This is a genomic window from Paenibacillus sp. W2I17, from assembly GCF_030815985.1.
Classification (GTDB): Bacteria; Bacillota; Bacilli; order Paenibacillales; family Paenibacillaceae; genus Paenibacillus.
In genome coordinates, this window is the sequence record NZ_JAUSXM010000001.1 from 6,961,311 (window position 1) to 6,983,798 (window position 22,488).

Here is a 22,488-nt window from a genome sequence, read left to right on the forward strand (position 1 = left end):
AACTATTTAAGTATCTACAACGATAGGGAGGGGGCGGCATATGAAAAGGATAACGGTATCCATCGACCACATAGTCATTGACTGTACAGACGTATATTGGAGCTTCTTCAATGAGTTCCTTAAACGAATCTATCACTATTGCGGGGTAATCTTCGCCATCTGGAATTGGAATTATACGATTACGTAATGTTTAAACAAATTCTTTAGTACGTACAACACCTCTAAAACGTAAGTCCTATCTACTCTTTTATTTTGTTAAGCAAATAGCCATAATATTAATATCATCATATGCTACCATTTCTTCGAGATACGAACATGATTAAATATAGGTATACCGTTGTTGTTTAATCAAATTAAGGATGCAGGTTATAACGGGATAAAAAATATGATTGGAACTAGAGAAGAAACGCTCTTTTTGGACTTTAAAGCAAAAACAGACCCTCGCACTGTTGGCTTAAAGAAGGAGGATAAAAGAGTAATGCTAAAGCGTTATCTGGATTTTCTAATTCCAGTGGTGGGGTTATCGTATGGGGAATAGACGCAAGAAAAGATGGAAATACGGGACCGGACATAGCTCGCGAAGAAAAGCCAATAGTTTATTTAAAAAGATTTTTGACTAATCTAAATAGTTTGATAAGCGACGCTTGGTCCCAGTAAATACAGGAGTAATAAACGCAGAAATTTACCTCAATGATAATCCAGAGTGTGATGAAGGGTTTATTGTGACTTATGTACCTGTAAGCGATCTTCCACCGCATCGTGCAATGTGTACAGAAAATGTTTATTACACGAGAGCTGGTGATAATTTTGTTACGATGGAACATTATATGCTGGAAGATGCTTTTGGAAGAAGACAAAAGCCTAAATTAAAGATTTATTATGAGCTTCGGGAAGGTGCAAGCAAAGGTAACGAACGATCTTTATATGTACTGATAGGCATAGAGAACGTTGGGAAATACTTAGCTGCTCGTCCAGCTATTAGAATAAAGCCGGGAAAAGATTTAGGAATTACATTTAGCAGCACCAAATTTATAGAATGTTACAATCTGGAACCAATTACACAATCCACTGAAAGAAATTTAAATTCTGACTATTTCTTCGCAGGAGGCATCAATGATACTGTTCATCCATATACATGCCTAGACGTCACTTCTATGACCCCTACTGTTGATTGGGTGAGAAGAGATGAGTTAATTAGAAAGGCAGCTACTGATTCAATTTTGTCCTTCGAATATGAAGTATATGCTGAGGGTTGCACGCCAGAGAATGGTGAAGTAAAGATAACTGCTGAAGATATTATGGATCTTTTAAGAATTTTGAAACGAAAAGCGGCAGACTAAGATGTGAATCCAGGTCTTAGTTTGCCGCTTATTAAAAATAATGCTGGAATGTTTCAGTTGGATTAAATGAGGACTCTACGTTTCGTAATATTGGCTCTGGTATTTTACTATATATTAGAAACTATATAATTCTCCAAAACCTTTAAATGTTGTTATGATACTCTTACTATTTTCAATAGTAAATTTGATGTAGCAATTAGTCGCTTTTAGCGTTTTTCCAAAAATCTCAACTTTAAAACCAGTTCCTTTTTTTTCTCCATATACATCAGCGTATCCCCAAAGATTATCTCCAAAAAACTTGCTCTCAAAGATTTCGTACTTTATAAGAGGCTCAATTTTATCTTTATGATCATTATACTGCTGTAGATTTAAAGTTGCTCTATAGTCAGTAGTGGACAAATTAAATTTACTGCATAGAGATGTGAATGTCCGCCCATCTACTCTCTCTGAGAAGCTCCAAGTACATTTAGTACTAGGTTGTGGAACAGCTAGTGATTGGTTGTCTTGAATTATTACGTTATCATCAGCCTGCTCAATTATTCTATAACCTTGTTGTTCATTAACTGGCTGAGTTGTAATAATTACTTTCCAACTTCCGTTTAAATATTTCATGTGTATAGGAAGACTTATCGTTTCTTTATCTGGAAACTCCAATTCCACAGTATAATTATATTCCTCGTCACTAACCTTTTGTTGATCAATTACTTTGAATGAAAGAGGAATATCTGAAGGGTTTTCGAGAGAAGACTTATATTCTTGTTTCTTCTCTTCTAGACTTGTATAACGTTGATCCTCTGTTAACTGACTAAGTTTGTCATAGTCACTGTTTACTGAAGCTTCAAAGTATTCATTCAATACAGAGTCTGGAGTTTGGTTTGAAGAGATATCCGCATATGCTGAATCATAGTACATTATCCCCAGAAACAGTACACATGCTAAACTGAAAATTTTCATAACTCGCAAGTGTAATTCTCCTCTCAGATTATCTACTAATTTGTTTTAACATTTCTCTGGTTTCAAAAAGGCAGGCCTCAACCTTTTTATTAGTGATTATTCCGCACTTATCCATGGATCCATAATATTCAATTGCGCTATCAAATAAATGGTGGAGAAATTTACTCTCCTCTACATGAAAACGCTGAATGACCTTTTCTTCGTTCATATAGTCATAGTCAATTCTCAGAATAATTTCCATTGTCCCCATAGTATCTTTCTTAAAACAAATAAGTATAGGCTCCGATCCATACAGTGATTCCCCATATATGCAATTACTCTTTAGATACTTGTGCATGACAGATAGGTAGCTTCCCCATAAGTCTAGACCCCAGTTTTCAAATCCTATCAATTGCTCCTGACCTCTCTGAATAACAACAGCCATATTAATATCATTACTTTTCAAAGGGCCTACAGTATCAAGGGAGTATTGTTTTGTAAACTGTTCAAGAGTAATAAACAATTTTGTAAACTGTTCTGTTCCATTAGCGGCATAAACTTGTGGAAGAGATTGTTTTGGTGAAATAAGATATGTACGAATGGATGTCATATACCCTCCTGCAATTAAGTTTGTCTCGAGTTAAATTATTCTGATTCAGCGATATTCCAGCCATATGGGTAAAGAGTAACCACTTCATAGTCGCTGTTTACAACCAGTCTATATTTTTTACCATCATAGTATCCATCAACTGCAACAGGCCCGCTGGTATTGGCTCGGATTGCTTTTTTATTAGATTCACTATAATTTGCTACAGTTGCAATAATAGTTACAATATCTCTCATGCTGGTAGTCTCATAGAAAAAGGAATTTTGCTGGACTGCTTTGTAACCCAATCCAGTCCAATATTTAGGATGATGTTTAGACATTATATGTTCCATTCCGCCATCTTGAGTTCCAAATTTCAATTCAATATAATCACTTGTTCCAATCAGCCATATTTCCTTAATTAGCGAATATCTTGTAACCAAAAATGGAAGCTCGGCCTCAAACTCATTTTCTATCGCTTTCTCAACATAAGCTTCTGTAACTTTGGCATATGTTTTCGAAGTACCATAGAGTAATTTAGCTGCTTGCATAATAATTCTAAAGATATTTGCTGGACGGATTTCGTTTTGAGGTTGAACATTATTTGACTCGCGGGAATTTTCAAGTATTTCCAACGTATCATTCTTTATTTCTTCTGTCACTATTCTTTCTTTTTTGAGGTTTTGATCCTCAGCACCGCTAGCAAATGCTTGTGGAACAGAAACTGTGAACAATGTAACACAAAGCAGTACTGACAAGATTTTTTTTCTAAACAAGTTATTCTCCTCCTATATGTCTTTTATTTGGGTTGTTTACTAAATATCCCTTTGAATATATTACCATCTATAACAAAAATGTAAATATGTTAATAAATAAATATATATACAGTAAATTACATATTAATCTATTTACATATTGTATGACTTCAATTTTTGTGCTTCAGTAAAATGGTCTTGTTCTTCCTCTATAGTTACATAGACGTATACATTTAAAGCAAAGAGCGCAGCGTTTTTGCTGCGGGCGGTACGGACGCCAATCTTTTAAAAGCGTCACACGAATCACCAAAAGCGTCATTTTATACTCCATTAACGTATTTTGATTAACCATTATTGTACATATAACACCCAAAGTCGATCCTTCACTGGATCGGCTTTTTTCATTGGAGGAATTGAAGTGATCAGTAGAAGACGGAAGAAGATACACATTCGCCCTAACAAGCAGCCAGAGAAGTGCAAAGGTTGTGTATGGGGTAGATGGGATGGAGTGAAACAGTTTTGTAGTAGACGACCTTGTGTTAGAAAGGGAAATCTTCCCCGATGTCGAATTATAAGAGACTGGGGGGAGTGCTTTGAAAATTAGTGATGTTATAGATTATTCATTAGAATCTATAGCCGGCAGGATCAAGAATGCACCAAGTCAAAAAATCGCTGAACTTGCAAGTAACAATGTCCTAAGAAGTACGTTTGCGATCACAAGTACATTTGCCATTTTAACTGAGGAGTTAAAGAAAGAATTAATATACTTAATTCAGGAAATTTCTCAGACCGAAGTTAGAAAAAAAGATATATCTGCTCTTCGGGTCAAACTCAATGAGTTTATTCTGTCTGAATTTAAGGAGCATGAGAGACATTTGACAAGTTTGAACATCTTCACTAAATTCGCAAGTCCGGAGATCATCAAATTTATTAATAAAGAAATTGATGACACTAAGTCATCAGTGGAACTGAAGCTGTTGATTCTCGAACGGAAGCTCAGTGAACGACAGTGGCAAATTTATTGGGATTTAACTAAAATAGCACTTTCCGCAATAATAGGCGGTGTTATAGGAGCATATATCAAAAGTGCAATCGGATCCTAGGCGAAGGGAGGTGCAAGAGTCATGGTAAAAGTTAATGCAAATCTTCAAGAAGCAGATGGAAGTTTTGATGAGTACAGCAGTAGAACGTATGATTTGAATGAAGCTCAAGTAACAACTTTGCTAAACTCAGATATTGTTACATATCCACGTAGTCATGGGAGTAACAGCAGGAGTTCAGTTAAGACACGAATTGTACAAAAGAATTTTTCATTGTTCGACCCAGAAAAACCAGTTTGGGAAATAGTCTTCCAGGTGATTGAATAGGCATCCTTTGGGGTGCTTTTTCTTTATCTCAACCAAATACAAATAGTTCGCAACCAAAATTTCCTAATGTTCTTGTGAAGAATGGTTTGGTCAATATAAAAATATTAGTACGCTAACATTAATCTTAAAGATTTTGATCTTGTGGTTGATGTTTCTTATGGATGAACGCCTATAGCAAATTTGAAAGCTGAATGCATTACTAGGGACTATTTTGGCTTTGCTTCCAGCATGAAAGAACTGAGCCGCGGATTTGTAAAACTCAAGCCGAATCACTTTGATGGATATGGTCTCCTTACATCTGTCCGGTTCAAAAGAAAATCTGTGCTGGTCTGATGATAATCAGCAAGCTTAATCAATATAGCGGTTGGAATGTCCAACTCGCCACGTTCATAGTTACTATAGACACGTTGACTACAGCCAAGATAGGTGGCCATTTGTGTTTGGGATAAGTCTTTGTCTTCACGCAAATTGCGTATACGAGCGTACATTATCATCACCTCACCAATATCATACTTTAGCGTGTTATCCGCTATTGATTTTTAGCGGAAAATCCGCTAAAGTATAGTGAGAATAGTTGGTAAAAAGACTAGGTGGGGATAACATGTCAAACCTGATCGAAGATTTGTTTCACGGGAACCTGCGGTTGGACGAGTCGATTCATCCTGAGCAAGCTGAGTATCAGGAGATCAATCGCCAGATATCGGACCTGATGCAGGACTACAAAACACAGCTTACCGAGAACGAATATGATGCTTTGGAGCAACTGATAGACTTGATCGGACAGTCCACGTCGATGTATGTGGAAGCGGCATTTGAGCAAGGTTTTCGCACAGGCGGCAGACTGATGATTGAGGTTTTAGCCAAACCGTGAGTATCTATCTACCTTATAAGCCAGCAGACAATACACAGCAATTCAAAAATCCCCTTCTCCATTACCACCGATCAGGCTGGAATGGAGAAGGGGATTTTGCTTTTAAATTATTCCTTAATCTCAATAACTTTCACTTACCGTGCACCAATATTCGTACCCGCTGGCGTACCCGAGCCAATCAAATCACTGCCGTTCGCAAGCTTGAGGAAATTGCCCAGGACAGGTGTTCCGTCCGCGCTACGCGTTACCGAAGGCACGAGGGAGACAAAATCGGCTGCGCTGGCGAGCAGGCCTTTGGCGTTCTCGCTTTTTTTGTTCTTCCACCAGACGTTGGTGCTGCTGACGTCGGTTCCGCTTGTTTTGTCACTGGCGCCGCCTTGGAAGGACAGGTTGTTGGTGAAGATATGGGTGCCTACATCAAAGGCAAAGTTGCTTTGCCCATTGTTCCAGGAGGTGTTGTTTTTCATCTGGATCGAACCGGGATTGCTGTTGTAAGTGAAACCGTGCTTTTTGTTATTAAACGCAATGCTGTTCTCAACGATATGATTCACCGCGATTTTCTCGCCGCCAAGCTTGAAGCCGTTACCGTCGCTATCGGAGGTGGATGTACCATCCGAAGTTTGACCGTTGTGATGTGCAATGCTGTTACGAATGGTTACTGCGCCAATGGCACCTGTGTCCGTTTTACTATAGAGATCCCAGCCATCGTCGACGTTATAGGCCGCAATGCAACCGTCGAAGACGTTGCCCGGGCCAACGGTCAGTTTGGCTGCAAAACCGTCAGCATCCTCGCCATTATCCGGGTCATAGTTATCATGGGAATACGAACGAATCACTTCATTATATGCAGGCCATTCACTCTTGGCGGCTGTGGAAGCATAACGTCCCATTTGAATACCCGTATCACGGTTGTGATGGGCCTCGATCTGCTCCAAGCGGTTGTAGCTGCCCCCGATGAAGATGCCGTTATCGCCTGCACCCTTCACCTCAAGCCCTTTGACGAACCAGTAGTCTCCGAACATTTGCAGTCCACGATTGGTGGAAGCGAAGGCTTGGGCCGAGAAATCAAAGACCGGTTTCTCCGATCCATACGCCACCAGGTTTTTACGTTGTCCCGATGTGCCGCTGTTGCCACGTTCAATGGTAATGGTCTGGGAGAAGCTGTAGTTACCGCCGCGTAGATAGATGGTCTTGCCTGGGGCGATCTGGGTTAATGCGTTAGCCAGTGACGTTGGACTGTTGATCGTACCCGGATTGCTGGCTGAGCCGTTAGGGGAAACATAGAGATCACCCGCAGCAAGCGTCATACTTGAGGTGGTGGCTGCTTCTGATGGGTTATTTTGGAAGCTACTCTCGATCAGTTCCGCCGCCCCAACCGACCCACCACCAATCAATAATAGAGGGAACGCGGCACTCAGACAGATCTGGGCCATTTTTGATTTGAGGGAGCTTTCCTTCTGAGAACGTGCAGATCGTGCAGATACATGAGTAGATGTGGATGGAAATAATTTCATTACGTAGACCTCCTTGGTTAATTGGGAATAGAATGAGTGAGCTGTTGCTGTATGCCGGACAGGTGAATGAATGGGGTGAATCATTGTGGTTGGATGGAACCCATCTGTACAGCACAGCTTCATGGTAAATGTTGTAAACGCTATCATCAATAATCATTTACTCAGATGAGTGTACAGGTTGGTGTAACAGGCTTCTCCGGTTCGAACGCCATGCATTGCACAGGTAGTACATAATCCTGCCATCGGTTCATCGCCCTCATTTAACAGTCCATCCTCCCAAATGAATGTAAAAAGGCTCTCTTTTGTCCATAGATGACACCCAAACACACCCTTAATCCACCAAAATCAACCTCGCCATCCTGCGATGACGGTGGGGAAAAGGAGATTTGTGACTGCAAAAACACGCCCTTCATTCATCGTGTCAAAAAAATGTTGTCATTCACGTCATGACGTGAGATAATTAACTTTTGCCCAGCGGCCTTTTTGGAACGGAAAATTGAAATTGGACCGCTTTGTCTAAGAATGGAGGCTGACCTAGGATTGTCTACACAACGTTATCCTTTTGCATATGATCCGGCTGAACCTTTTGTATCCCGTCTCGGGGAGTGGGTTGCCGATGTTTTTTACGATATTTTGCCAGAGTTCGGCTTCGAGGTACGGGATGAACAGATTTTTATGGCGTACCAGCTCGAACGGGCCTATGGAGATAAAAAGACCATTATGGCGGAGGCTGGTGTCGGAACAGGCAAGACGTTAGTCTATCTGCTCTACGCGGTCTGTTATGCACGTTATACGGGCAAACCGGCAGTGATTGCCTGTGCCGATGAGTCCTTGATTGAACAGCTTGTGAAGCCCGGCGGAGATATTGCCAAGCTGGCTGCACATCTGGACTTGGAAGTGGACGCACGTCTGGGCAAATCACCGGACCAATACGTTTGCTTGAACAAATTAAGTGCGATGCGATTTGCGGATGAAGATGCGCCTGTCATTGAAGAAGTACATGAGAGTCTGCCGGATTTTGTGAATACGCCGGGTACACTTCAGGCCTTCCATCCGTATGGTGACCGCAAACAGTATCCACATTTGAATGATCGTCAGTGGAATAAAATCAACTGGGACCCGTTCCAGGATTGTTTTGTTTGTCCTAAAAGACAACGCTGCGGCCTGACGCTGTCACGTGACCATTACCGTCGATCCAAAGACATCATCATCTGTTCCCATGATTACTACATGGAGCATGTGTGGACCTATGATGCGCGCAAACGCGAGGGACAATTACCGCTGCTGCCTGATCACAGCTCGGTAGTATTTGATGAAGGACATTTGCTGGAAGAAGCAGCCCTGAACGCACTGAGCTACAAACTGAAACACCGTATCTTCGAGGAACTCGTCACTCGCTTGTTAGAAGGAGAGATTCGTGAATCCCTCGCGGAGCGTGTGGATGAAGCAATTGAGAGCAGTGAGCGACTGTTTGCGCTGCTGGATACGTATACGGTGGCGATTCCGGGATCGGAACGGAAAGAAGTTCGGGTAGAAGCACCGCTTCTGCGTGAGATTGAACGTCTGACGAGTGTGCTGGATGCAATCGGCGAAGAACTGGTATTTGAGAGCGGATTGTTCTCTCTGGATGGTTATCAGATGCGTGTCGTGGAAGAACATCTGGACATGATTCAGTCTGCACTTGCTTTGTTCCGTAAGGAAGATGGTTACATCTGTTGGGCGGAAGAGAGCGAGGATGAGACGACCTTATCGATCATGCCGCGCACCGTGAAGGAAATGCTGAACGAGCGTGTGTTCAACACAGGTATTCCAATCGTGTTCTCCTCCGCAACGTTATCTGTGGACAGTTCATTCCGTTATGTGGCGGACAGCCTGGGCATTGATGATTTTGTATCATTCTCGGTGGCTTCCCCGTATGATTATGCGGACAAAATGAAGATGAAAATTACCGATGAAGCTATACCGGGTCACCCGGAGAACGAAAATCGCTTGCGTGATGCGGTGTCGTTACTTCAGGAGAGTGGAGGGCGTGCGCTGATTCTGTTCCGTACGATGGAAGAACTACGTGCGTTCAAGCAGGACATCGTTCATGTACCTGAAGCAGAAGGTTTGCGCTTTATGTATGAGGGCGACCGGGAGATCAGTGATCTGATCGCTGCGTTCCAGCAGGATGAGGAAAGTGTACTGTGCTCCGTTAATCTGTGGGAAGGACTGGACGTCCCAGGTCCGTCATTATCCAATGTCATGATCTGGTCGCTTCCGTATCCACCACAGGACCCTGTCTTCAATGCAAAACGCAGTGCGTCAGCAGCACCATACGAAGAGATTGATCTTCCGTATATGCTCTTGCGTGTGAAGCAAGGTCTCGGACGTCTGATTCGGACAAGCACGGATTCCGGTTCCGCGGTCATTCTCGATGAATCGCTGTATACCAAAAAGGAAGCCAAAGACCGCATTGCGGCCCTGCTTCCCGAAGGTGTGGAATGGACAACCCTGACACACTAACCAGATTACGTTAAATGTTCTTGCTTTATTTTTGATGATAAGGTTTCTTACCAAAATAAGTTCTTGTTCTCTGCGGATACACCATCCGTAAGTGAGCAAGAGCTTATTTTTTTATTTTGAGGGTTCCTTCAATGTACTTCTCTTCCCTTTTGTTCGAGGGATTTCCCTCGCTCCCAATCGCTCCAAAATTCTAACGAACCTACCGCACCTTATTAGGGTGATAATGAAGAGATGTAAATTCTAACGAATCTCAGTAATGTTATCCCGCCGAAAATAGCTTTTAAGCCTGTAAATCGACCGAATTTGGAGAAATAACGTCGCTGTGATTCGTTACACGTCAGACCTGCGCAAATAGGAGCGAATAGCGTGTGTCAGGTTCATTAGAACCAATGACCAATGAGCGCTAATAAGGGAGGACCTCTGTCATGCTCATGACTTATGGGACATGGAAGCCCCTTTTTGATGTGTACAGATTTTTACTGTGTTAAAAAATACCCATGCTCAGATACCGTTCCCCGGTATCCGGTGCAATGCAGAGCACGCGGTGCCCCGGCCCCAGTTCCTTCGCGATGCGAAGGGAGGCCCACACCGAAGCGCCAGAGGAAGGGCCGAGCAACAGCCCTTCCCGGGCAGCAAGCTGCCGCATCGTATCCAGTGCGTCCTCATCGGACACCTGGATGATGGCATCCCACACGTCGGTATTCAGGATGTCCGGAATGAACCCCGGACTTGTACCGACGAGCTTGTGTGGTCCGGGCTCGCCACCGGACAACACCGGAGACCCTTTGGGCTCCACCGCATAGATGCGGATATCGGGTAACTGCTTGCGCAGTTCTTCCCCGGTGCCGGTAATGGTTCCGCCGGTTCCCGCCGTAGCGATGAAGGCGTCCAGCCTGCCATCCATCTGCTGCATAATCTCAGGAGCCGTCGTGATCCGGTGAATGTCCGGGTTCGCCTGATTTTCGAACTGCTGCGGAATGAAACTTCCCGGAATGTCTGCCTGAAGTTCTTTTGCTTTGCGAATCGCACCAGGCATCCGCTCCGCAGCAGGGGTGAGCACCACATCTGCGCCGTAGGCTTTCAGAATGTTGATGCGCTCCTTGGACATATTGTCCGGCATGATCAGAATGGCTTTATATCCTTTGGCGGCGGCATTCATCGCAAGACCAATCCCGGTATTGCCACTGGTTGGTTCGATAATGGTAGCACCAGGGAGCAAGTGTCCCGCAAGTTCAGCCTGAACGATCAGGTTGTAGGCGGCACGGTCTTTGACGCTGCCACTTGGGTTGAAGTATTCCAGTTTCACGTATACATCAGCGGAGTCGCTGCCTGTGAGTCGGTTCAGTTTAACGGCAGGTGTCTGGCCGATCAGTTCTGTTACATCTGCGGCAATGCCTGTATGTGCGGGTGTTTGTTTAATCGAATGTGTATTCAAATCCATGAAGTACAGCTCCTTGATTGATAAGACGTTGAGAGTATATCCGGTTGAAATCAATTCATGCCTTATTGGAATGGTTGGATATCTCTATTCCATCTTAATGAACGTAACCTTCCGTGGTCAACTTGTTTTGCTGGGGATAGGTTCAATATTGTCAGAGTTGTATCAAGTCTGCGCCAAGTCCATCTGCAGATGCCGACTGAGTTCTTTTTTGACCTCATTGCGTGCGAATGTCCACAGCATATAGAACCGTTGCCAATACCCTCTGCACATATACAGAGTTTCGATTCCCTCGGCTTCCCGTTTCTCTTCCAGTACTTTGACACCGCGGGTTCTCATCTGTTTACGAAGGGTCAACATCTCCTTGAGCACATTGTTCTGAATGCGGGTCAGCGACAGAATGTAGACTTCGGGCATCTTCAGCAGCAGCGTATCCAGTGTGCGAATATCTCGTTCAAGTACATCCAGCAAAAGCGTGCGCACAACCAGACCTTTAATCAGACGATGGTCTTCATCCGCAGGGGATGGTGCGGAAGTAGAGGATGTCATATGTTCACTTCCTTAACCTTTAATTGGAATTTTATATTTACAGAACATGTGTTCCTATATTATAATCAATATATGTAATGGAGATACACAATACAACCGAGAAATATTGGAAGCACACATTACCGCATTTTCCTAAAGGTACAGATAGTGATGAGGCTAGGGATTTAAGGACAAGCCTGCTCCAAAATAAGGTATAATTTATGGGTTTTGCAGGAAACCTAAGGCCATAAACCAAATAAGCCTTATGCAATGCAGTCTGCTACAGAAGTGATTACAAGCAATGAATTACTGCAATGAATTGCAATAATGATTCAAGGATGTCTTGCCTTAACACGATGGCACCAGGTCAACGAGTAGAAGCAGTTTTATTTTAGCGAAAATGAGCAACAAAAAAGCCCCTGCCTTGGGCGGCGGGGCCTATGGAATACTGCCGATTCAGCGGCAGGTTTGATGATGTGTTCAGAAATTAAGCAAGATATTGAGGTTTTTCGTAGAACGCCTCTTTTTCAAGGATGACCTTATAAGGTCTTTCCTTGCCCTTCAGGGAGGGCCCAATGGTAGTTAGCGGTACGGCCGGCTTGTGGAAACGATCTTCTTCCTTGGGTTCCGGAACCGGTCGTGATGATTCGGGCGCAGAACTGAGGCGTACCTTTTTTTCGTTGCCCCAGCGCTTGCTTATTTTTTTCGTGTCCGGTTTCATTCCGGTTCGCCTCCTAACAAATCGTTGATGGCGTTGAACAGTTGACGATTCTGTAGGTCAATCTGCTGAAATACCGCCTCATCCGCTTCAATATGTCCAATAATGTGAACGGTGATTACATACCTCTTGGCTACAGGATAGCATAGCAGATACTCTTTCTCAAGGTAATCATCATACAGGTTAATCTTGATTTTATTCTCCCGGTAAGAATCAATCACCAGGATGCGCTTGGGGTCATCCGGTTGTTTGTCGTCGTTAGCGGACAAGTCATACTTTCTCCCCGGTTCTCCAACATTACCACATAATTGCTCAATATAACCACTGTCATCTGTACGGTATATGGCTGTGCCACGTACAGCGAATGGAGGATGAGAGACAAAGGCAGTACGCAGGGCATCGCTCATTCGCTCCAGCATCTTGGCATCTGCTTTGCGGGTACGCAGCAATTCCCTAAAGAACCGCAGCAACTTAAGCAGTTGTAACCTTGCTTCTCCCTCAGTGCGTTTATGCTTCTCAATGATGTTCTCCAATTCTGGATCACTCCAGCGTCCTTGTTCCTCAATACTGTCTGCGATTTTGGAACATGCCACGGATACAGCTGGTGCCCACTTTCCGTCAGAACGGATTTCATATACGAGTGGATTTAATCCCAGCAGATCTGTGGGCATACGCAATCCTTCAACCTTGGTTGTGTCCTTAATGTCTGTAATATCCTCAGGAAGAATGAAAAAGATACGTTTTCGTCCCAGACGACCCATAAACAGACCCATTTCCAGCATTGTATTATCCCGGACCGACGCGTAGTACTTCCCGCGAATTTTGGATATATCATCCGGATGAAAAATAAAAATGGCAAAGTCAGTCGTACGGACCTCTACTTCCAGATCGTCCATGGTATAGCTGCTTGGATTAAAAACCCCAGAATACCAAGGGGTAACTTCGGCTGAAAAACGTAAGTTTTCGTGTACTGCGGCTGCAATCGGCTTCGCTTCCAGCGAGCAGCCAATAAAGACTCTTGGCTTTAACGTTTTCATCAATCCGCCTCGCTTAAACGGTAGTGGGATTCAATTGTTATATTATACCATAAACAGCAGAGTAAGTCTGGAAACGTCTGAACTGGACAAAGAATAAGCCGATTACGTTTTGCTATAGTGTATGTACGAAAGGAAAATGATTCCTTTAAAAAGCGCAAGAAAATAAAAAAAGGCCCCAATTTGTCACAGTTGGGTGACTGACAGTTATTTTTGGAAGCTTTGGTCATAGAATAAAGGAGCAGGTTGCACCATTAGCAAGCATTGCTTATCCTGGTGTTGCCGTATGACTGCTGGAGCAGTCCAAAGGCTGCTTTATGCCTGTTTTTGAGGGGTCTGCTGTTTAGACCCGGTCACGTTGGTGTTATATAATAGAAGAACAAGCAAGTTAGCTTTGGTGTTTAAACTGAATGAACTTGCAACTGCTGTAAGTTGGATTTACAATTTACACAGGAACGAAGAGTGCAGAACCCATCTGTAGAAGCGAAGCGTTCGCCTGAAAGCTTTTTGAATGAAAGCAGCTTCGGAAGCATAAGCTATCACCGGATTTTCCCCAGAGGGAAAATGGAATTCCAAAAATCCGGGGATAACCGCGATCGAAAGAGGGTACTGTAATCCAAGTGTAAGTGTACAATTAAATGTTCAAGCTTATGCATTGTAGTTATTTTTCAGTTTAACTGAGCACAGCTAACCACAACAGAACAGAAAGGATCAGGATACCATGAGTTCCCGAAGGACAATCTCCCCAAGGACGATCTGGAAACGTTACGATCTCTCATACACATAGCGCCCCTTGTAGAGTACACCAACCGGTTCAAAAAAACGGCTGACTCTGCGAAAGAGGGGATTGGAATGAATATTCGAAGGACGTACACGATGATTTCTTCCAGGCTTACCTTTTGCAGGGTACGGTCGGTCTAAAAAACCAACCTACAAACTGCGAGGGAACCTGAATGAAGAGAACATCGTTAACCTTACAACACGTTAAAACAGAGGCGATCAAATTCGCCATTATGCTACTCGGTACATTTATTTTAGCTTTTGCTTATTATCACATTAACTTTCAGAATCATTTATCGGAGGGCGGATTTGTTGGTCTGGCCCTGCTCGGAAAATACGCAACAGGCTTATCACCTGCTATCGGTATGTTGTTACTGGACATTCCGGTCATGATCCTGGCTTTGTTCCTCAAAGGCTGGAAATTCATGATTCAGGCATTGCTTGGCGTCGGTGCATTTTCCCTATTCTATGACGGCTTTGAACGATACTCCACACTGGTATTGTCGTTTAACGGAAATCTGTGGATTCCGGCAGTTCTATCCGGTATTTTGACAGGGGTAGGCGCTGGGGTCGTGCTTCGATTCGGTGGAGCGACAGGCGGAGACGATATTCTCGCCGTGCTGGTTAGCCGCTGGAAGGGATGGAAGCTGGGAACAGTTTTCTTTGTCAGTGATGCTTTTGTATTGGGATTGTCGCTTTTCTTTCTTCCGGTAAAAGAAACTTTATATACGATTCTGGCCGTATGGATTGCCAGTAAAGTCATTACGTACGTCGTTAGTGTTCCGGCTCGCGGAACCGTGGTTACAACTTCGGCTGTGAAATTGCCGATGCCATCGGCTGCAGCCAAGGCAGTTAACGCTGCTGCTATTTCACAACGGACTACGGTGGCTAGAGGGGTATCCAATTAACCATACGTTTCAGAACAACCATAACCTGTATACATCACATTCAGGTCTTGATAGTTAAAGTTCATACAAAATCCCTTTTGACTGCTCTTCAGCAGCAAAAGGGATTTTGTTGTTTTCCGATTCATTCAGGGTTTGATCGAAGAAGCAATCTGACCATCCTGATTATGGATAATCGCTCGAATATTTTGTTTGCTACTCAGTTCTTTGGCCTTATCTACAGCTTCTGCCTTAGTATCAAATGTGGACAGATAGGTAGACTTTCCTTCTTCCTTGATCGCCCAACCGGAGTCGGTAGGTACTACATGGATGTTATCATGACTTTTGGACGAAGAAACGGGCTCAGAATGACGACGTTCCGTGGAAGACGACTTTTTAGGGTTGGAATTATCGGAAGAAGATGTGGAGTCCGATTTCGAACTTTCCTGTGCGGGATGATTCTCATCCCATTCTTCCGCCTTAGCTGTCGCTATAGCAATCGAGCGTCCTTCCTCATACCCGTCATCGAGCAGAGCATTGGCAATCTCAATTGCTTTGTTTCTGACACGTGGTTCCAGGTTCTTCATGGATACCGGATAATCCTGTTTGTTCCAAGGCATATGAACCCCTCCTGTAGAATTATGGATTAGTTGTATATTACCCTCTGAGGGGAGGGATAAACGATAAACAGCCGAGGTCGTAAGTGCATTTACCGATGATCTATATAAGTTGAAATAAACATTTACACGAAACGGAGAGGACAGAAAAAAACTGAAGAAACGAAGTGTTCGCCTTTATCCCCGGATTTACCCCTTTATAAAAGGAATCAAAAAAATCTGGGGATAACAGCGATCGGAAGGTTGTTCTGTCATCGGAGTGTCCAGTGTAAACATTATTTATTTCAACTTATATAAAAGGATCTCGTTCCTATACTTTTGCAAGCCAGAGGAGTATAATGCTGTCCATGAAAGAAATAAGTTCAATAACAGGAATATAAAGGAGTACATACATATGTTTAGTCTTAGCCTGGCAATCCCTATGCTGTTCACCATGCTGATTCATGCCGCAGACAGCTTGTCATACGCGCTCCGCCTTGGTGGACTACGCACCCGCAGAATCGCGCTAGCCATTTCTTTGGCGGGTATCTTGCTGTTGGTTTCTCGAACCTCGAATATGGCCCAGGGCCCAATGGTAGGTAATCTGGTGGATACCGCAACACGTGGAGCCAATCCACACTTTGCGGCGCAGCTGCACTGGTTAATGGGTGCGGCAACAATTGGAACGGCATTAGCCATATTGTGTTTTCCAACCATGGTGAAGCTCTCATCGAGAATGGTCGTGCATTTTGAAGCAGCTGGTTCTATCCCTGCTATGGTTCGCGGTATGCTGAAGCGAAGCAAGTTTAGAAATGCAACGTATTACATCACCCCGCCATCCTGGAAGATGGCCAAACGATTGGTACAACATGGGATGCCAAGACGGTTAATGCTGCTTAATGTAGCGGTAACCGCAATCTATACCACAGGTGTCCTGTCCAGCTTATACGCAGCGTACCTTTACCCAGGGCAGGCTGTAGCTGCATCCCAATCAACCGGGTTAATTAACGGAATAGCGACTATTTTGCTAACCATCCTGATTGATCCGCGGATTTCCCTGCTCAGTGACAAATCATTACGTGGCGAGATCCGTTTGGATCGCATGAATCAGATTTATGGCTGCATGCTTGTATCCCGTTTATTCGGTACACTGTTGGCACAGTTGTTATTAATTCCATTTGCGTATTGGATCGGTTGGATCGTAAGTATGATGTGACGACTTCTTTCCTGAATTGTCGCCAGGCACTCTCTTGTACATCTTTTGAAGCAGCAAATGAGAGGGTGCCTGTGCAAATAGAATTGACGGGGTATTTGTGCTGTGATACTATTAGACCGAATAGTCGGTTTATTTTATGGAGGTTTTTCCAATCGAAGTCAAACGAAGAAAAGATGTTACCCAGATAAAGAAAGACATTGCACGTAATACCAAGGAACTGTTTGCCCAAAAGGGATATAGTGCAACTTCCATGGAAGACATATGTACGATTAACAATCGGAGTAAAGGCAGCATCTATTATCATTTCAAAAGCAAAGAAGAGTTATTCATGTATCTAATCAAGCTTAATAATGAAGACTGGATGGATGCTTGGCTAGAGAAAGAATCCGGGTATGAGACAGCTGTAGATAAACTGTACGGACTTGCTGACCATTATGTAGATGATTTGGCTAACCCGCTGAATCACGCCATTAACGAGTTTGTCTCGGGTCAGGTCGTTAGTCAGGAGATGCTAGACGAGATGCTTTCGCTGATCCGAATTCCGTATGCGACATACGAGTCCATTATTACTAAAGGGATGGAAGATGGGGAGTTAAAGACGGATGATCCACAGGATGTAATGCACATTATCTACGGTCTGTTTAGCGGATTGACTACACTCTATTACGAGAAGGACTTGGCGGATATTCGTCGTATTTACCACAAAGGCATGGCCAGTTTGCTGGCAGGCATTCAACAACGTTAACCATGAAAAGCTGATGTAACGTCAGTTTTTCTTTTTAAATATTAATAAACCGGACAGTCGGTTTAAAAGAGGAGATGGCGAATGAACACATTGTTCAGGAATAAAGCTTTTTTAATCGTGACAGGGTCTGATTTGTTGCAAAATCTGGCGATATGGATCCGGAATATGGCGATCCTATATTATGTAATGGATCGAACTCAGGGAAATCCAATAGCTGTCTCGCTGATTACCGTACTTGAATATGCCCCGATTTTTGTTTTCTCCATCATTGGCGGTGCACTTGCTGATCGCTGGAATCCCAAACGTACGATGATACTGGGGGATATTCTGAGTGCATTGTCTATTGTCATGATTATTGGCGTTTTATCTTCCGGGTATTGGCAGATTCTATACGTAGCCACGTTTGTATCCTCTATCGTTAGCCAGTTTTCTCAGCCATCCTCTCTAAAGATTGTGAGGCGAAATATAAAGGGAGAACATTTGCAATCTGCAATTGCGATTACACAGAGTGGTCAATCGTTGTTTTTAATTCTCGGACCAATCGTCGGAACGTTTATATACACTGCAATGGGAATTCAGGCATCCATGTACGCATTACTCATTCTATTCCTCACCTCTGCGCTTCTACTCACATTGCTGCCTAAAGACGCCACCCAGCGGGAAACAAATACCTCATTATTAGCGGATATCAAAGAAGGCTGGCAATATGTTGCTCGATCTCGCTCGTTAAAAATGCTTAGTCTGGTATTCATCTGTATAGGGCTTTCTGCGGGTCTCATCAGCCCACTTGGAATATTTCTGATCACCGAACGTCTGGGACTTGAAGCAACGTCGTTACAGTTTCTCTCTGGAGCGTCCGGAATAGGTTTATTGATTGGAGGAGGTATTGCAGCTGCTGTAAGTGCCAAGCTGAACCAGACCTTAACTCTGCTTGTAGGTGTGCTGTGTCTGGCTGTAGCCACGATGGGTGAAGTGTTATCCAGTTGGTTCTGGTTGACCCTTTTGATCAGCTTCTTAAGCTCAATCAGTTTGGCATTTATCAACGTCATCATCTCCACGTATTTGGTCACCCGGATCGATGAGCACTTGATCGGGAGAGTGAATGGCACCATCACACCTTTATTCATAGGAAGCATGCTTCTTGGATCTTCCATGGCAGGTGTACTGATGAACAGCACATCCATTTTTATCGTCTACACAATCTCGGTTACCGTGATGATCATGGGTATCGTTCCAGCGATGCGAATTCAATTTCGTAATGATCAGACGGCTCCTGCCAGTCAACTGAATTCGGAAATCTCTTCGAGCCAAACCTAATCAATGCATTCTCGTGCAACAATAGTTCGTCTATTAAAAACAAAAATGTACAACAAAAAAGCAGCGGGATCATCCCACTGCTCTTTTTGTATTTGTATTATAACTTATTGGAAAAGGACGGCGTACTCACCGTATCCTTCTTTTTGCAAGTCTTCTTTGGGTACAAAACGAAGTGCCGCAGAGTTGATGCAATAACGCATTCCACCTGCTTCGGCAGGACCATCGTTGAACAGGTGACCCAGATGGGAATCACCCTCACGACTTCTCACTTCGGTACGAATCATGAAATGGCTGAGATCGGTTTTTTCCTTCACGTTGTGGTCACGCAATGGACGTGTGAAGCTCGGCCAGCCGCAGCCGGAGTCGTATTTGTCGGTAGAACTGAACAATGGCTCGCCAGATACGATGTCCACATAGATACCATCACCGTGGTGATCCCAGAATTCGTTATGGAAAGCAGGCTCGGTTGCGCTGTTCTGCGTCACTTCATATTGAAGCGGCGTCAGACGCTCTTTCAGCCCGTCTTTATCCACGTTACCGGACCAGTTGCGTTCGATGAAATCTACACGTCCAGAACCTTTGCTGTAGCGTTTGTAGTGGGCAGGGTTCTTCCGGTGATAATTTTGGTGATGTTCTTCCGCTTCATAGAACGGTTTGGCTGGCAAGATCGGAGTGAAGATTGGTTTGTCAAAACGCCCGCTTTGACCCAGCTCCGCTTTGGAAGCTTCCGCAATCTGGCGCTGTTCTTCGCTATGATAGAAGATGGCCGTCTGATAGGAAGATCCACGGTCATGGAATTGCCCGCCTGTATCCGTAGGATCAATCTGCTGCCAGAACAGTTCAACCAGTTTCTTATAAGGGAAGATGGCAGGGTCAAACGTAATTTGCACAGCCTCTACATGTCCTGTTGTCTCCGAGCAGACCTCTTCATATGTTGGATTCTCGGTATGTCCTCCTGTATAACCCGATACGATTTTATGAATACCGGGCAGTTCTTCAAAGGGGGATACCATACACCAGAAGCATCCGCCTGCAAAAGTTGCTAACTCACTTGAATGTTGTTCCATGCTATAGTCACTCCATTTCTGATGAAGATTTAGCGCTCGTATTCGAGCTCCAGCAATCTACCGTTTTATTAACACTTGTTACACAAGCATTAGGCTTGCTCTTCTATTATATCCTGAATTGGCAAGCCAACCAAGCCGGAATGAAAACAAGCTGAATCTGAACGGTTTGCGAATTCTGAATTCAGGCTTTGTTGCGTGACCGAAAGCGAAATAAGAGCAATACAATGGCCATGAACACCAGATATCCGGCAAGGATGGCCAGGCTCAGCCAGATGGAGGTTTCAGCCTGTGCACCTGCATAGGCAAAAACAAAAATCGCTGGCAATTTGCCAATGGCCGTGGCAACCATGAAGACCCAGAATGGCGTGTACGTTATACCTGCGTAAATATTAACGGCCATCTGAGGCACGATCGGCAACAGTCGCATCGCCATGACACCCATGAACGGATGTGCTTCCATCCATGTGGTAAAACGGTTCAGACCCCGAATGCGTTCGAGGTACGATCTCGCCTGATGTCTGAAGATGGTTCTTGCTCCGCCATAAACGAGCATGGCTGCAAGTGTGGTGCCAAGCCAGCATATCCAGGCTGCCGTGGTGGTACCGTAACTGTAACCAAACGCGATAATAACAAACTTATAAGGAATGACAGGCACAAGAGCAAACAATGTTGCCATGGCGAGTAACAGCGGTATGGACTGATGAAGATCGGTCCAGGCCAGCAGTTCATATCTGTAAATAAACGTGACTCCAGCAAGTAAAACATATAGGAGGAGCCATAACCATTTTCGCAAAATCCCAAACGCTCCTTTCAGATCAGGCAGGTCTGGTCGTGTCCCGATCTGTACTGCTGTTCCTCCTAAGTTTACCACGTTCGCCCATTGTCTGAACAATATGATCGAAGTCTGCTGCAATCACTGGCAAGTTGCTGTCCGAAGGGTTACACTATAGGACGTGGAAATATAGAACCGAACTGAAGGTGGAATGATCATCATGGAAACAACCCAACGTAAACGAGTTGCAATTATCGGCCTCGGCGATATTGCACGTAAAGTATATTTGCCGCTGTTAACAGCTCATCCGAACGTGGAGATTGTAGGCATTATGAACCGATCTCCGGAGCCGGTCAAAGCCGTTCAGGAGGCGTATCGATTAGAACGGGGAACAACGGATCTGAAAGAACTGTTGTCCTGGGACTTGGATGCGGTGTTTGTACATACAGCAACGGAAGCGCACTTTGACATTGTCATGCAATGTCTGGAACAGGGATTAGCCGTGTATGTAGACAAGCCGTTGTCCTATACGATTCGGGAGTCGGAAGAGATGACTGCTTTTGCCGAGGCACAAGGGCTGCTACTGGCAGTGGGCTTCAACCGCAGATTCGCACCGATGTACCAAAAAGCGAAAGAATGGATGCAGGGTGGAAAAGGTTTTGAATCCTTGACAGTGACCAAACATCGTACAGGCATTCAGGATCGTCCTGCGGCAGAAACCATCTATGATGATCTCATCCATATGCTGGATCTGATGTTGTGGTACTCGGATCATAATGTGGAGTTGCTTCATCAATGGATTCGGAAGAATGATCTGGACAGACTGCTGCATGCAACCGGAACGGCCAAGCTGGGCAGAACAGCCTACGGTCGATTCGATATGGTGCGTGAAGCTGGGGCAGATCTGGAGAAAATCGAATTGCATGGTGGTGGACGATCTGTTGAAGTGGTGAACATGGACACGATCAGCTACATGGAACAGGGGAGTCTGGAAACCAAAGAAACGTTCGGGAGCTGGGACACCGTGTTAGCACGCAGAGGTTTTAGCGGAGCAGTTGATAATTTTCTGGCTTGTCTGGACTCACCTGATGATTGCCTGATCAGTGCAAGTCATGTCATGGACAGTCATGAACTGGCGGAACAATTGATTCGCAAATAATTGCAGAATACACATACGGAGGAATACAAGTCATGGATGAATATGAAAAGGAACGTAATAAACAGATCGAGGAAGCTGTTGTAGAAACCTATAAACAGGAAGAAGAGATGATGATCCTCGTATTTGCCCAGTGGTGTGTCAATAATGGTTTGGACCCGGAAGAGATGTACCGGCAAGCCTACCCGAATCAGCAGAGCAACGAGCGTTTGCAGCAGGTGCAGAAGCTGATTGTATCCAAGGAGGAAGCCGGTGAGATCCCGGATGATACGGTACTTGGCGTGTTGTCCATGTTTGGCAATGATGATCTGGCGATGGTTGTATCCGAGGCCATAGCCGCGCGCAAATAAGTTCAACTTACGTATA

Annotated in this window: 25 protein-coding genes; 13 read left to right on the forward strand and 12 right to left on the reverse strand. The window is 44.2% G+C overall.

Annotated elements, in window-relative coordinates:
• The first annotated feature begins 40 nt into the window (after positions 1-40).
• The 3 genes from QF041_RS30990 to QF041_RS31000 all read left to right on the forward strand — a co-directional run bounded on the left by QF041_RS30990 (position 41) and on the right by QF041_RS31000 (position 1,340).
• On the forward strand, positions 41-187 hold the full coding sequence (locus QF041_RS30990) for a hypothetical protein (RefSeq protein WP_307416831.1): 147 nt from the start codon (positions 41-43) through the stop codon (positions 185-187).
• Between the two features lie 153 nt (positions 188-340).
• Positions 341-538: a hypothetical protein gene (locus tag QF041_RS30995; RefSeq protein ID WP_307416832.1), complete on the forward strand. Its 198-nt coding sequence runs from the start codon at positions 341-343 to the stop codon at positions 536-538.
• A 106-nt stretch (positions 539-644) separates the two neighbouring features.
• The gene (locus tag QF041_RS31000) at positions 645-1,340 is read left to right on the forward strand and encodes a hypothetical protein (protein WP_307416833.1); all 696 of its coding nucleotides are present in this window, start codon (positions 645-647) and stop codon (positions 1,338-1,340) included.
• Positions 1,341-1,454: 114 nt separating this feature from the next.
• Here the strand turns inward: QF041_RS31000 and QF041_RS31005 are convergent, their stop codons facing one another.
• Genes QF041_RS31005 through QF041_RS31015 form a run of 3 tightly spaced genes read right to left on the reverse strand, consistent with a single transcriptional unit; the run spans position 1,455 to position 3,635 of the window.
• Complete coding sequence (locus QF041_RS31005; protein ID WP_237174505.1) at positions 1,455-2,303, reverse strand: nuclear transport factor 2 family protein; 849 nt, start codon at positions 2,301-2,303, stop codon at positions 1,455-1,457.
• Between the two features lie 19 nt (positions 2,304-2,322).
• Entirely contained in the window at positions 2,323-2,883 is a 561-nt protein-coding gene (locus tag QF041_RS31010) for a hypothetical protein (RefSeq protein WP_237174506.1), read from the reverse strand.
• Between the two features lie 35 nt (positions 2,884-2,918).
• Positions 2,919-3,635 (reverse strand): hypothetical protein, encoded by a 717-nt coding sequence (locus QF041_RS31015; protein WP_237174507.1) that lies wholly within the window; start codon positions 3,633-3,635, stop codon positions 2,919-2,921.
• A gap of 572 nt (positions 3,636-4,207) precedes the next feature.
• On the opposite strand from QF041_RS31015, the gene QF041_RS31020 reads away from it, so the two are divergent.
• Both QF041_RS31020 and QF041_RS31025 read left to right on the forward strand, forming a co-directional pair.
• Positions 4,208-4,717 carry a hypothetical protein gene (locus QF041_RS31020; protein WP_237174508.1) on the forward strand — a complete coding sequence of 170 codons (510 nt, stop codon included), beginning with the start codon at positions 4,208-4,210 and terminating at the stop codon, positions 4,715-4,717.
• A gap of 21 nt (positions 4,718-4,738) precedes the next feature.
• Positions 4,739-4,981, forward strand: coding sequence for a hypothetical protein (locus QF041_RS31025; RefSeq protein WP_307416834.1), 243 nt, complete (start codon positions 4,739-4,741; stop codon positions 4,979-4,981).
• Positions 4,982-5,250: 269 nt separating this feature from the next.
• On the opposite strand, the gene QF041_RS31030 is transcribed toward QF041_RS31025, so the two are convergent.
• Entirely contained in the window at positions 5,251-5,475 is a 225-nt protein-coding gene (locus QF041_RS31030; RefSeq protein WP_307417093.1) for a helix-turn-helix domain-containing protein, read from the reverse strand.
• A 107-nt stretch (positions 5,476-5,582) separates the two neighbouring features.
• Between QF041_RS31030 and QF041_RS31035 the strand changes: the two genes are divergently transcribed.
• Positions 5,583-5,852 (forward strand): DUF6809 family protein, encoded by a 270-nt coding sequence (locus tag QF041_RS31035; protein WP_024631058.1) that lies wholly within the window; start codon positions 5,583-5,585, stop codon positions 5,850-5,852.
• Positions 5,853-5,986: 134 nt separating this feature from the next.
• Here the strand turns inward: QF041_RS31035 and QF041_RS31040 are convergent, their stop codons facing one another.
• Positions 5,987-7,366, reverse strand: coding sequence for a right-handed parallel beta-helix repeat-containing protein (locus tag QF041_RS31040; RefSeq protein WP_307416836.1), 1,380 nt, complete (start codon positions 7,364-7,366; stop codon positions 5,987-5,989).
• A 522-nt stretch (positions 7,367-7,888) separates the two neighbouring features.
• Between QF041_RS31040 and QF041_RS31045 the strand changes: the two genes are divergently transcribed.
• The gene (locus QF041_RS31045) at positions 7,889-9,871 is read left to right on the forward strand and encodes an ATP-dependent DNA helicase (protein ID WP_307416837.1); all 1,983 of its coding nucleotides are present in this window, start codon (positions 7,889-7,891) and stop codon (positions 9,869-9,871) included.
• A 484-nt stretch (positions 9,872-10,355) separates the two neighbouring features.
• Here the strand turns inward: QF041_RS31045 and cysK are convergent, their stop codons facing one another.
• The 4 genes from cysK to QF041_RS31065 form a co-directional block, all read right to left on the reverse strand.
• Positions 10,356-11,312, reverse strand: coding sequence for a cysteine synthase A (cysK, locus tag QF041_RS31050; protein ID WP_289389751.1), 957 nt, complete (start codon positions 11,310-11,312; stop codon positions 10,356-10,358).
• A gap of 162 nt (positions 11,313-11,474) precedes the next feature.
• Positions 11,475-11,858: a YhjD family protein gene (locus QF041_RS31055; RefSeq protein ID WP_249913445.1), complete on the reverse strand. Its 384-nt coding sequence runs from the start codon at positions 11,856-11,858 to the stop codon at positions 11,475-11,477.
• 466 nt (positions 11,859-12,324) lie between these two features.
• Complete coding sequence (locus tag QF041_RS31060) at positions 12,325-12,558, reverse strand: hypothetical protein (protein ID WP_307416839.1); 234 nt, start codon at positions 12,556-12,558, stop codon at positions 12,325-12,327.
• Positions 12,555-13,592 carry a nucleotide-binding protein gene (locus tag QF041_RS31065; protein ID WP_051447360.1) on the reverse strand — a complete coding sequence of 346 codons (1,038 nt, stop codon included), beginning with the start codon at positions 13,590-13,592 and terminating at the stop codon, positions 12,555-12,557. Before QF041_RS31065 ends, QF041_RS31060 begins: the two co-directional genes overlap by 4 nt.
• 950 nt (positions 13,593-14,542) lie before the next feature.
• On the opposite strand from QF041_RS31065, the gene QF041_RS31070 reads away from it, so the two are divergent.
• Complete coding sequence (locus QF041_RS31070) at positions 14,543-15,277, forward strand: YitT family protein (RefSeq protein WP_307416841.1); 735 nt, start codon at positions 14,543-14,545, stop codon at positions 15,275-15,277.
• Positions 15,278-15,402: 125 nt separating this feature from the next.
• On the opposite strand, the gene QF041_RS31075 is transcribed toward QF041_RS31070, so the two are convergent.
• Positions 15,403-15,873 carry a DUF2188 domain-containing protein gene (locus QF041_RS31075; protein WP_307416842.1) on the reverse strand — a complete coding sequence of 157 codons (471 nt, stop codon included), beginning with the start codon at positions 15,871-15,873 and terminating at the stop codon, positions 15,403-15,405.
• 391 nt (positions 15,874-16,264) lie between these two features.
• Here QF041_RS31075 and QF041_RS31080 point away from each other — a divergent pair, with 391 nt between their 5' ends.
• The 3 genes from QF041_RS31080 to QF041_RS31090 all read left to right on the forward strand — a co-directional run bounded on the left by QF041_RS31080 (position 16,265) and on the right by QF041_RS31090 (position 19,127).
• Positions 16,265-17,065 (forward strand): lipid II flippase Amj family protein, encoded by an 801-nt coding sequence (locus tag QF041_RS31080; RefSeq protein ID WP_307416843.1) that lies wholly within the window; start codon positions 16,265-16,267, stop codon positions 17,063-17,065.
• Between the two features lie 136 nt (positions 17,066-17,201).
• On the forward strand, positions 17,202-17,810 hold the full coding sequence (locus QF041_RS31085) for a TetR/AcrR family transcriptional regulator (protein WP_307416844.1): 609 nt from the start codon (positions 17,202-17,204) through the stop codon (positions 17,808-17,810).
• 81 nt (positions 17,811-17,891) lie between these two features.
• The gene (locus tag QF041_RS31090; RefSeq protein ID WP_307416845.1) at positions 17,892-19,127 is read left to right on the forward strand and encodes an MFS transporter; all 1,236 of its coding nucleotides are present in this window, start codon (positions 17,892-17,894) and stop codon (positions 19,125-19,127) included.
• A 104-nt stretch (positions 19,128-19,231) separates the two neighbouring features.
• Here QF041_RS31090 and msrA read toward each other — a convergent pair whose 3' ends face one another.
• Positions 19,232-20,194, reverse strand: a complete 963-nt coding sequence (msrA, locus tag QF041_RS31095; RefSeq protein WP_091028748.1) for a peptide-methionine (S)-S-oxide reductase MsrA — start codon at positions 20,192-20,194, stop codon at positions 19,232-19,234.
• 181 nt (positions 20,195-20,375) lie between these two features.
• A complete protein-coding gene (locus QF041_RS31100) occupies positions 20,376-21,086 on the reverse strand; it encodes a TVP38/TMEM64 family protein (RefSeq protein WP_307416846.1) in 711 nt (236 codons plus the stop codon).
• 100 nt (positions 21,087-21,186) lie between these two features.
• Here QF041_RS31100 and QF041_RS31105 point away from each other — a divergent pair, with 100 nt between their 5' ends.
• Both QF041_RS31105 and QF041_RS31110 read left to right on the forward strand, forming a co-directional pair.
• The gene (locus QF041_RS31105; protein WP_307416847.1) at positions 21,187-22,125 is read left to right on the forward strand and encodes a Gfo/Idh/MocA family protein; all 939 of its coding nucleotides are present in this window, start codon (positions 21,187-21,189) and stop codon (positions 22,123-22,125) included.
• Positions 22,126-22,157: 32 nt separating this feature from the next.
• The gene (locus tag QF041_RS31110; RefSeq protein WP_307416848.1) at positions 22,158-22,472 is read left to right on the forward strand and encodes a hypothetical protein; all 315 of its coding nucleotides are present in this window, start codon (positions 22,158-22,160) and stop codon (positions 22,470-22,472) included.
• Positions 22,473-22,488 lie beyond the last annotated feature (16 nt).

Coding starts and splice junctions, on each gene's coding strand:
- QF041_RS30990 (WP_307416831.1), top strand. CDS start 41: ATGAAAAGGATAACGGTATCCATCGACCACATAGTCATTGACTGTACA.
- QF041_RS31010 (WP_237174506.1), bottom strand. CDS start 2,883: ATGACATCCATTCGTACATATCTTATTTCACCAAAACAATCTCTTCCA.
- QF041_RS31025 (WP_307416834.1), top strand. CDS start 4,739: ATGGTAAAAGTTAATGCAAATCTTCAAGAAGCAGATGGAAGTTTTGAT.
- QF041_RS31030 (WP_307417093.1), bottom strand. CDS start 5,475: ATGATAATGTACGCTCGTATACGCAATTTGCGTGAAGACAAAGACTTA.
- QF041_RS31035 (WP_024631058.1), top strand. CDS start 5,583: ATGTCAAACCTGATCGAAGATTTGTTTCACGGGAACCTGCGGTTGGAC.
- QF041_RS31040 (WP_307416836.1), bottom strand. CDS start 7,366: ATGAAATTATTTCCATCCACATCTACTCATGTATCTGCACGATCTGCA.
- QF041_RS31045 (WP_307416837.1), top strand. CDS start 7,889: ATGGAGGCTGACCTAGGATTGTCTACACAACGTTATCCTTTTGCATAT.
- cysK (WP_289389751.1), bottom strand. CDS start 11,312: ATGGATTTGAATACACATTCGATTAAACAAACACCCGCACATACAGGC.
- QF041_RS31055 (WP_249913445.1), bottom strand. CDS start 11,858: ATGACATCCTCTACTTCCGCACCATCCCCTGCGGATGAAGACCATCGT.
- QF041_RS31060 (WP_307416839.1), bottom strand. CDS start 12,558: ATGAAACCGGACACGAAAAAAATAAGCAAGCGCTGGGGCAACGAAAAA.
- QF041_RS31065 (WP_051447360.1), bottom strand. CDS start 13,592: ATGAAAACGTTAAAGCCAAGAGTCTTTATTGGCTGCTCGCTGGAAGCG.
- QF041_RS31070 (WP_307416841.1), top strand. CDS start 14,543: ATGAAGAGAACATCGTTAACCTTACAACACGTTAAAACAGAGGCGATC.
- QF041_RS31075 (WP_307416842.1), bottom strand. CDS start 15,873: ATGCCTTGGAACAAACAGGATTATCCGGTATCCATGAAGAACCTGGAA.
- QF041_RS31080 (WP_307416843.1), top strand. CDS start 16,265: ATGTTTAGTCTTAGCCTGGCAATCCCTATGCTGTTCACCATGCTGATT.
- QF041_RS31085 (WP_307416844.1), top strand. CDS start 17,202: ATGGAGGTTTTTCCAATCGAAGTCAAACGAAGAAAAGATGTTACCCAG.
- QF041_RS31090 (WP_307416845.1), top strand. CDS start 17,892: ATGAACACATTGTTCAGGAATAAAGCTTTTTTAATCGTGACAGGGTCT.
- msrA (WP_091028748.1), bottom strand. CDS start 20,194: ATGGAACAACATTCAAGTGAGTTAGCAACTTTTGCAGGCGGATGCTTC.
- QF041_RS31105 (WP_307416847.1), top strand. CDS start 21,187: ATGGAAACAACCCAACGTAAACGAGTTGCAATTATCGGCCTCGGCGAT.
- QF041_RS31110 (WP_307416848.1), top strand. CDS start 22,158: ATGGATGAATATGAAAAGGAACGTAATAAACAGATCGAGGAAGCTGTT.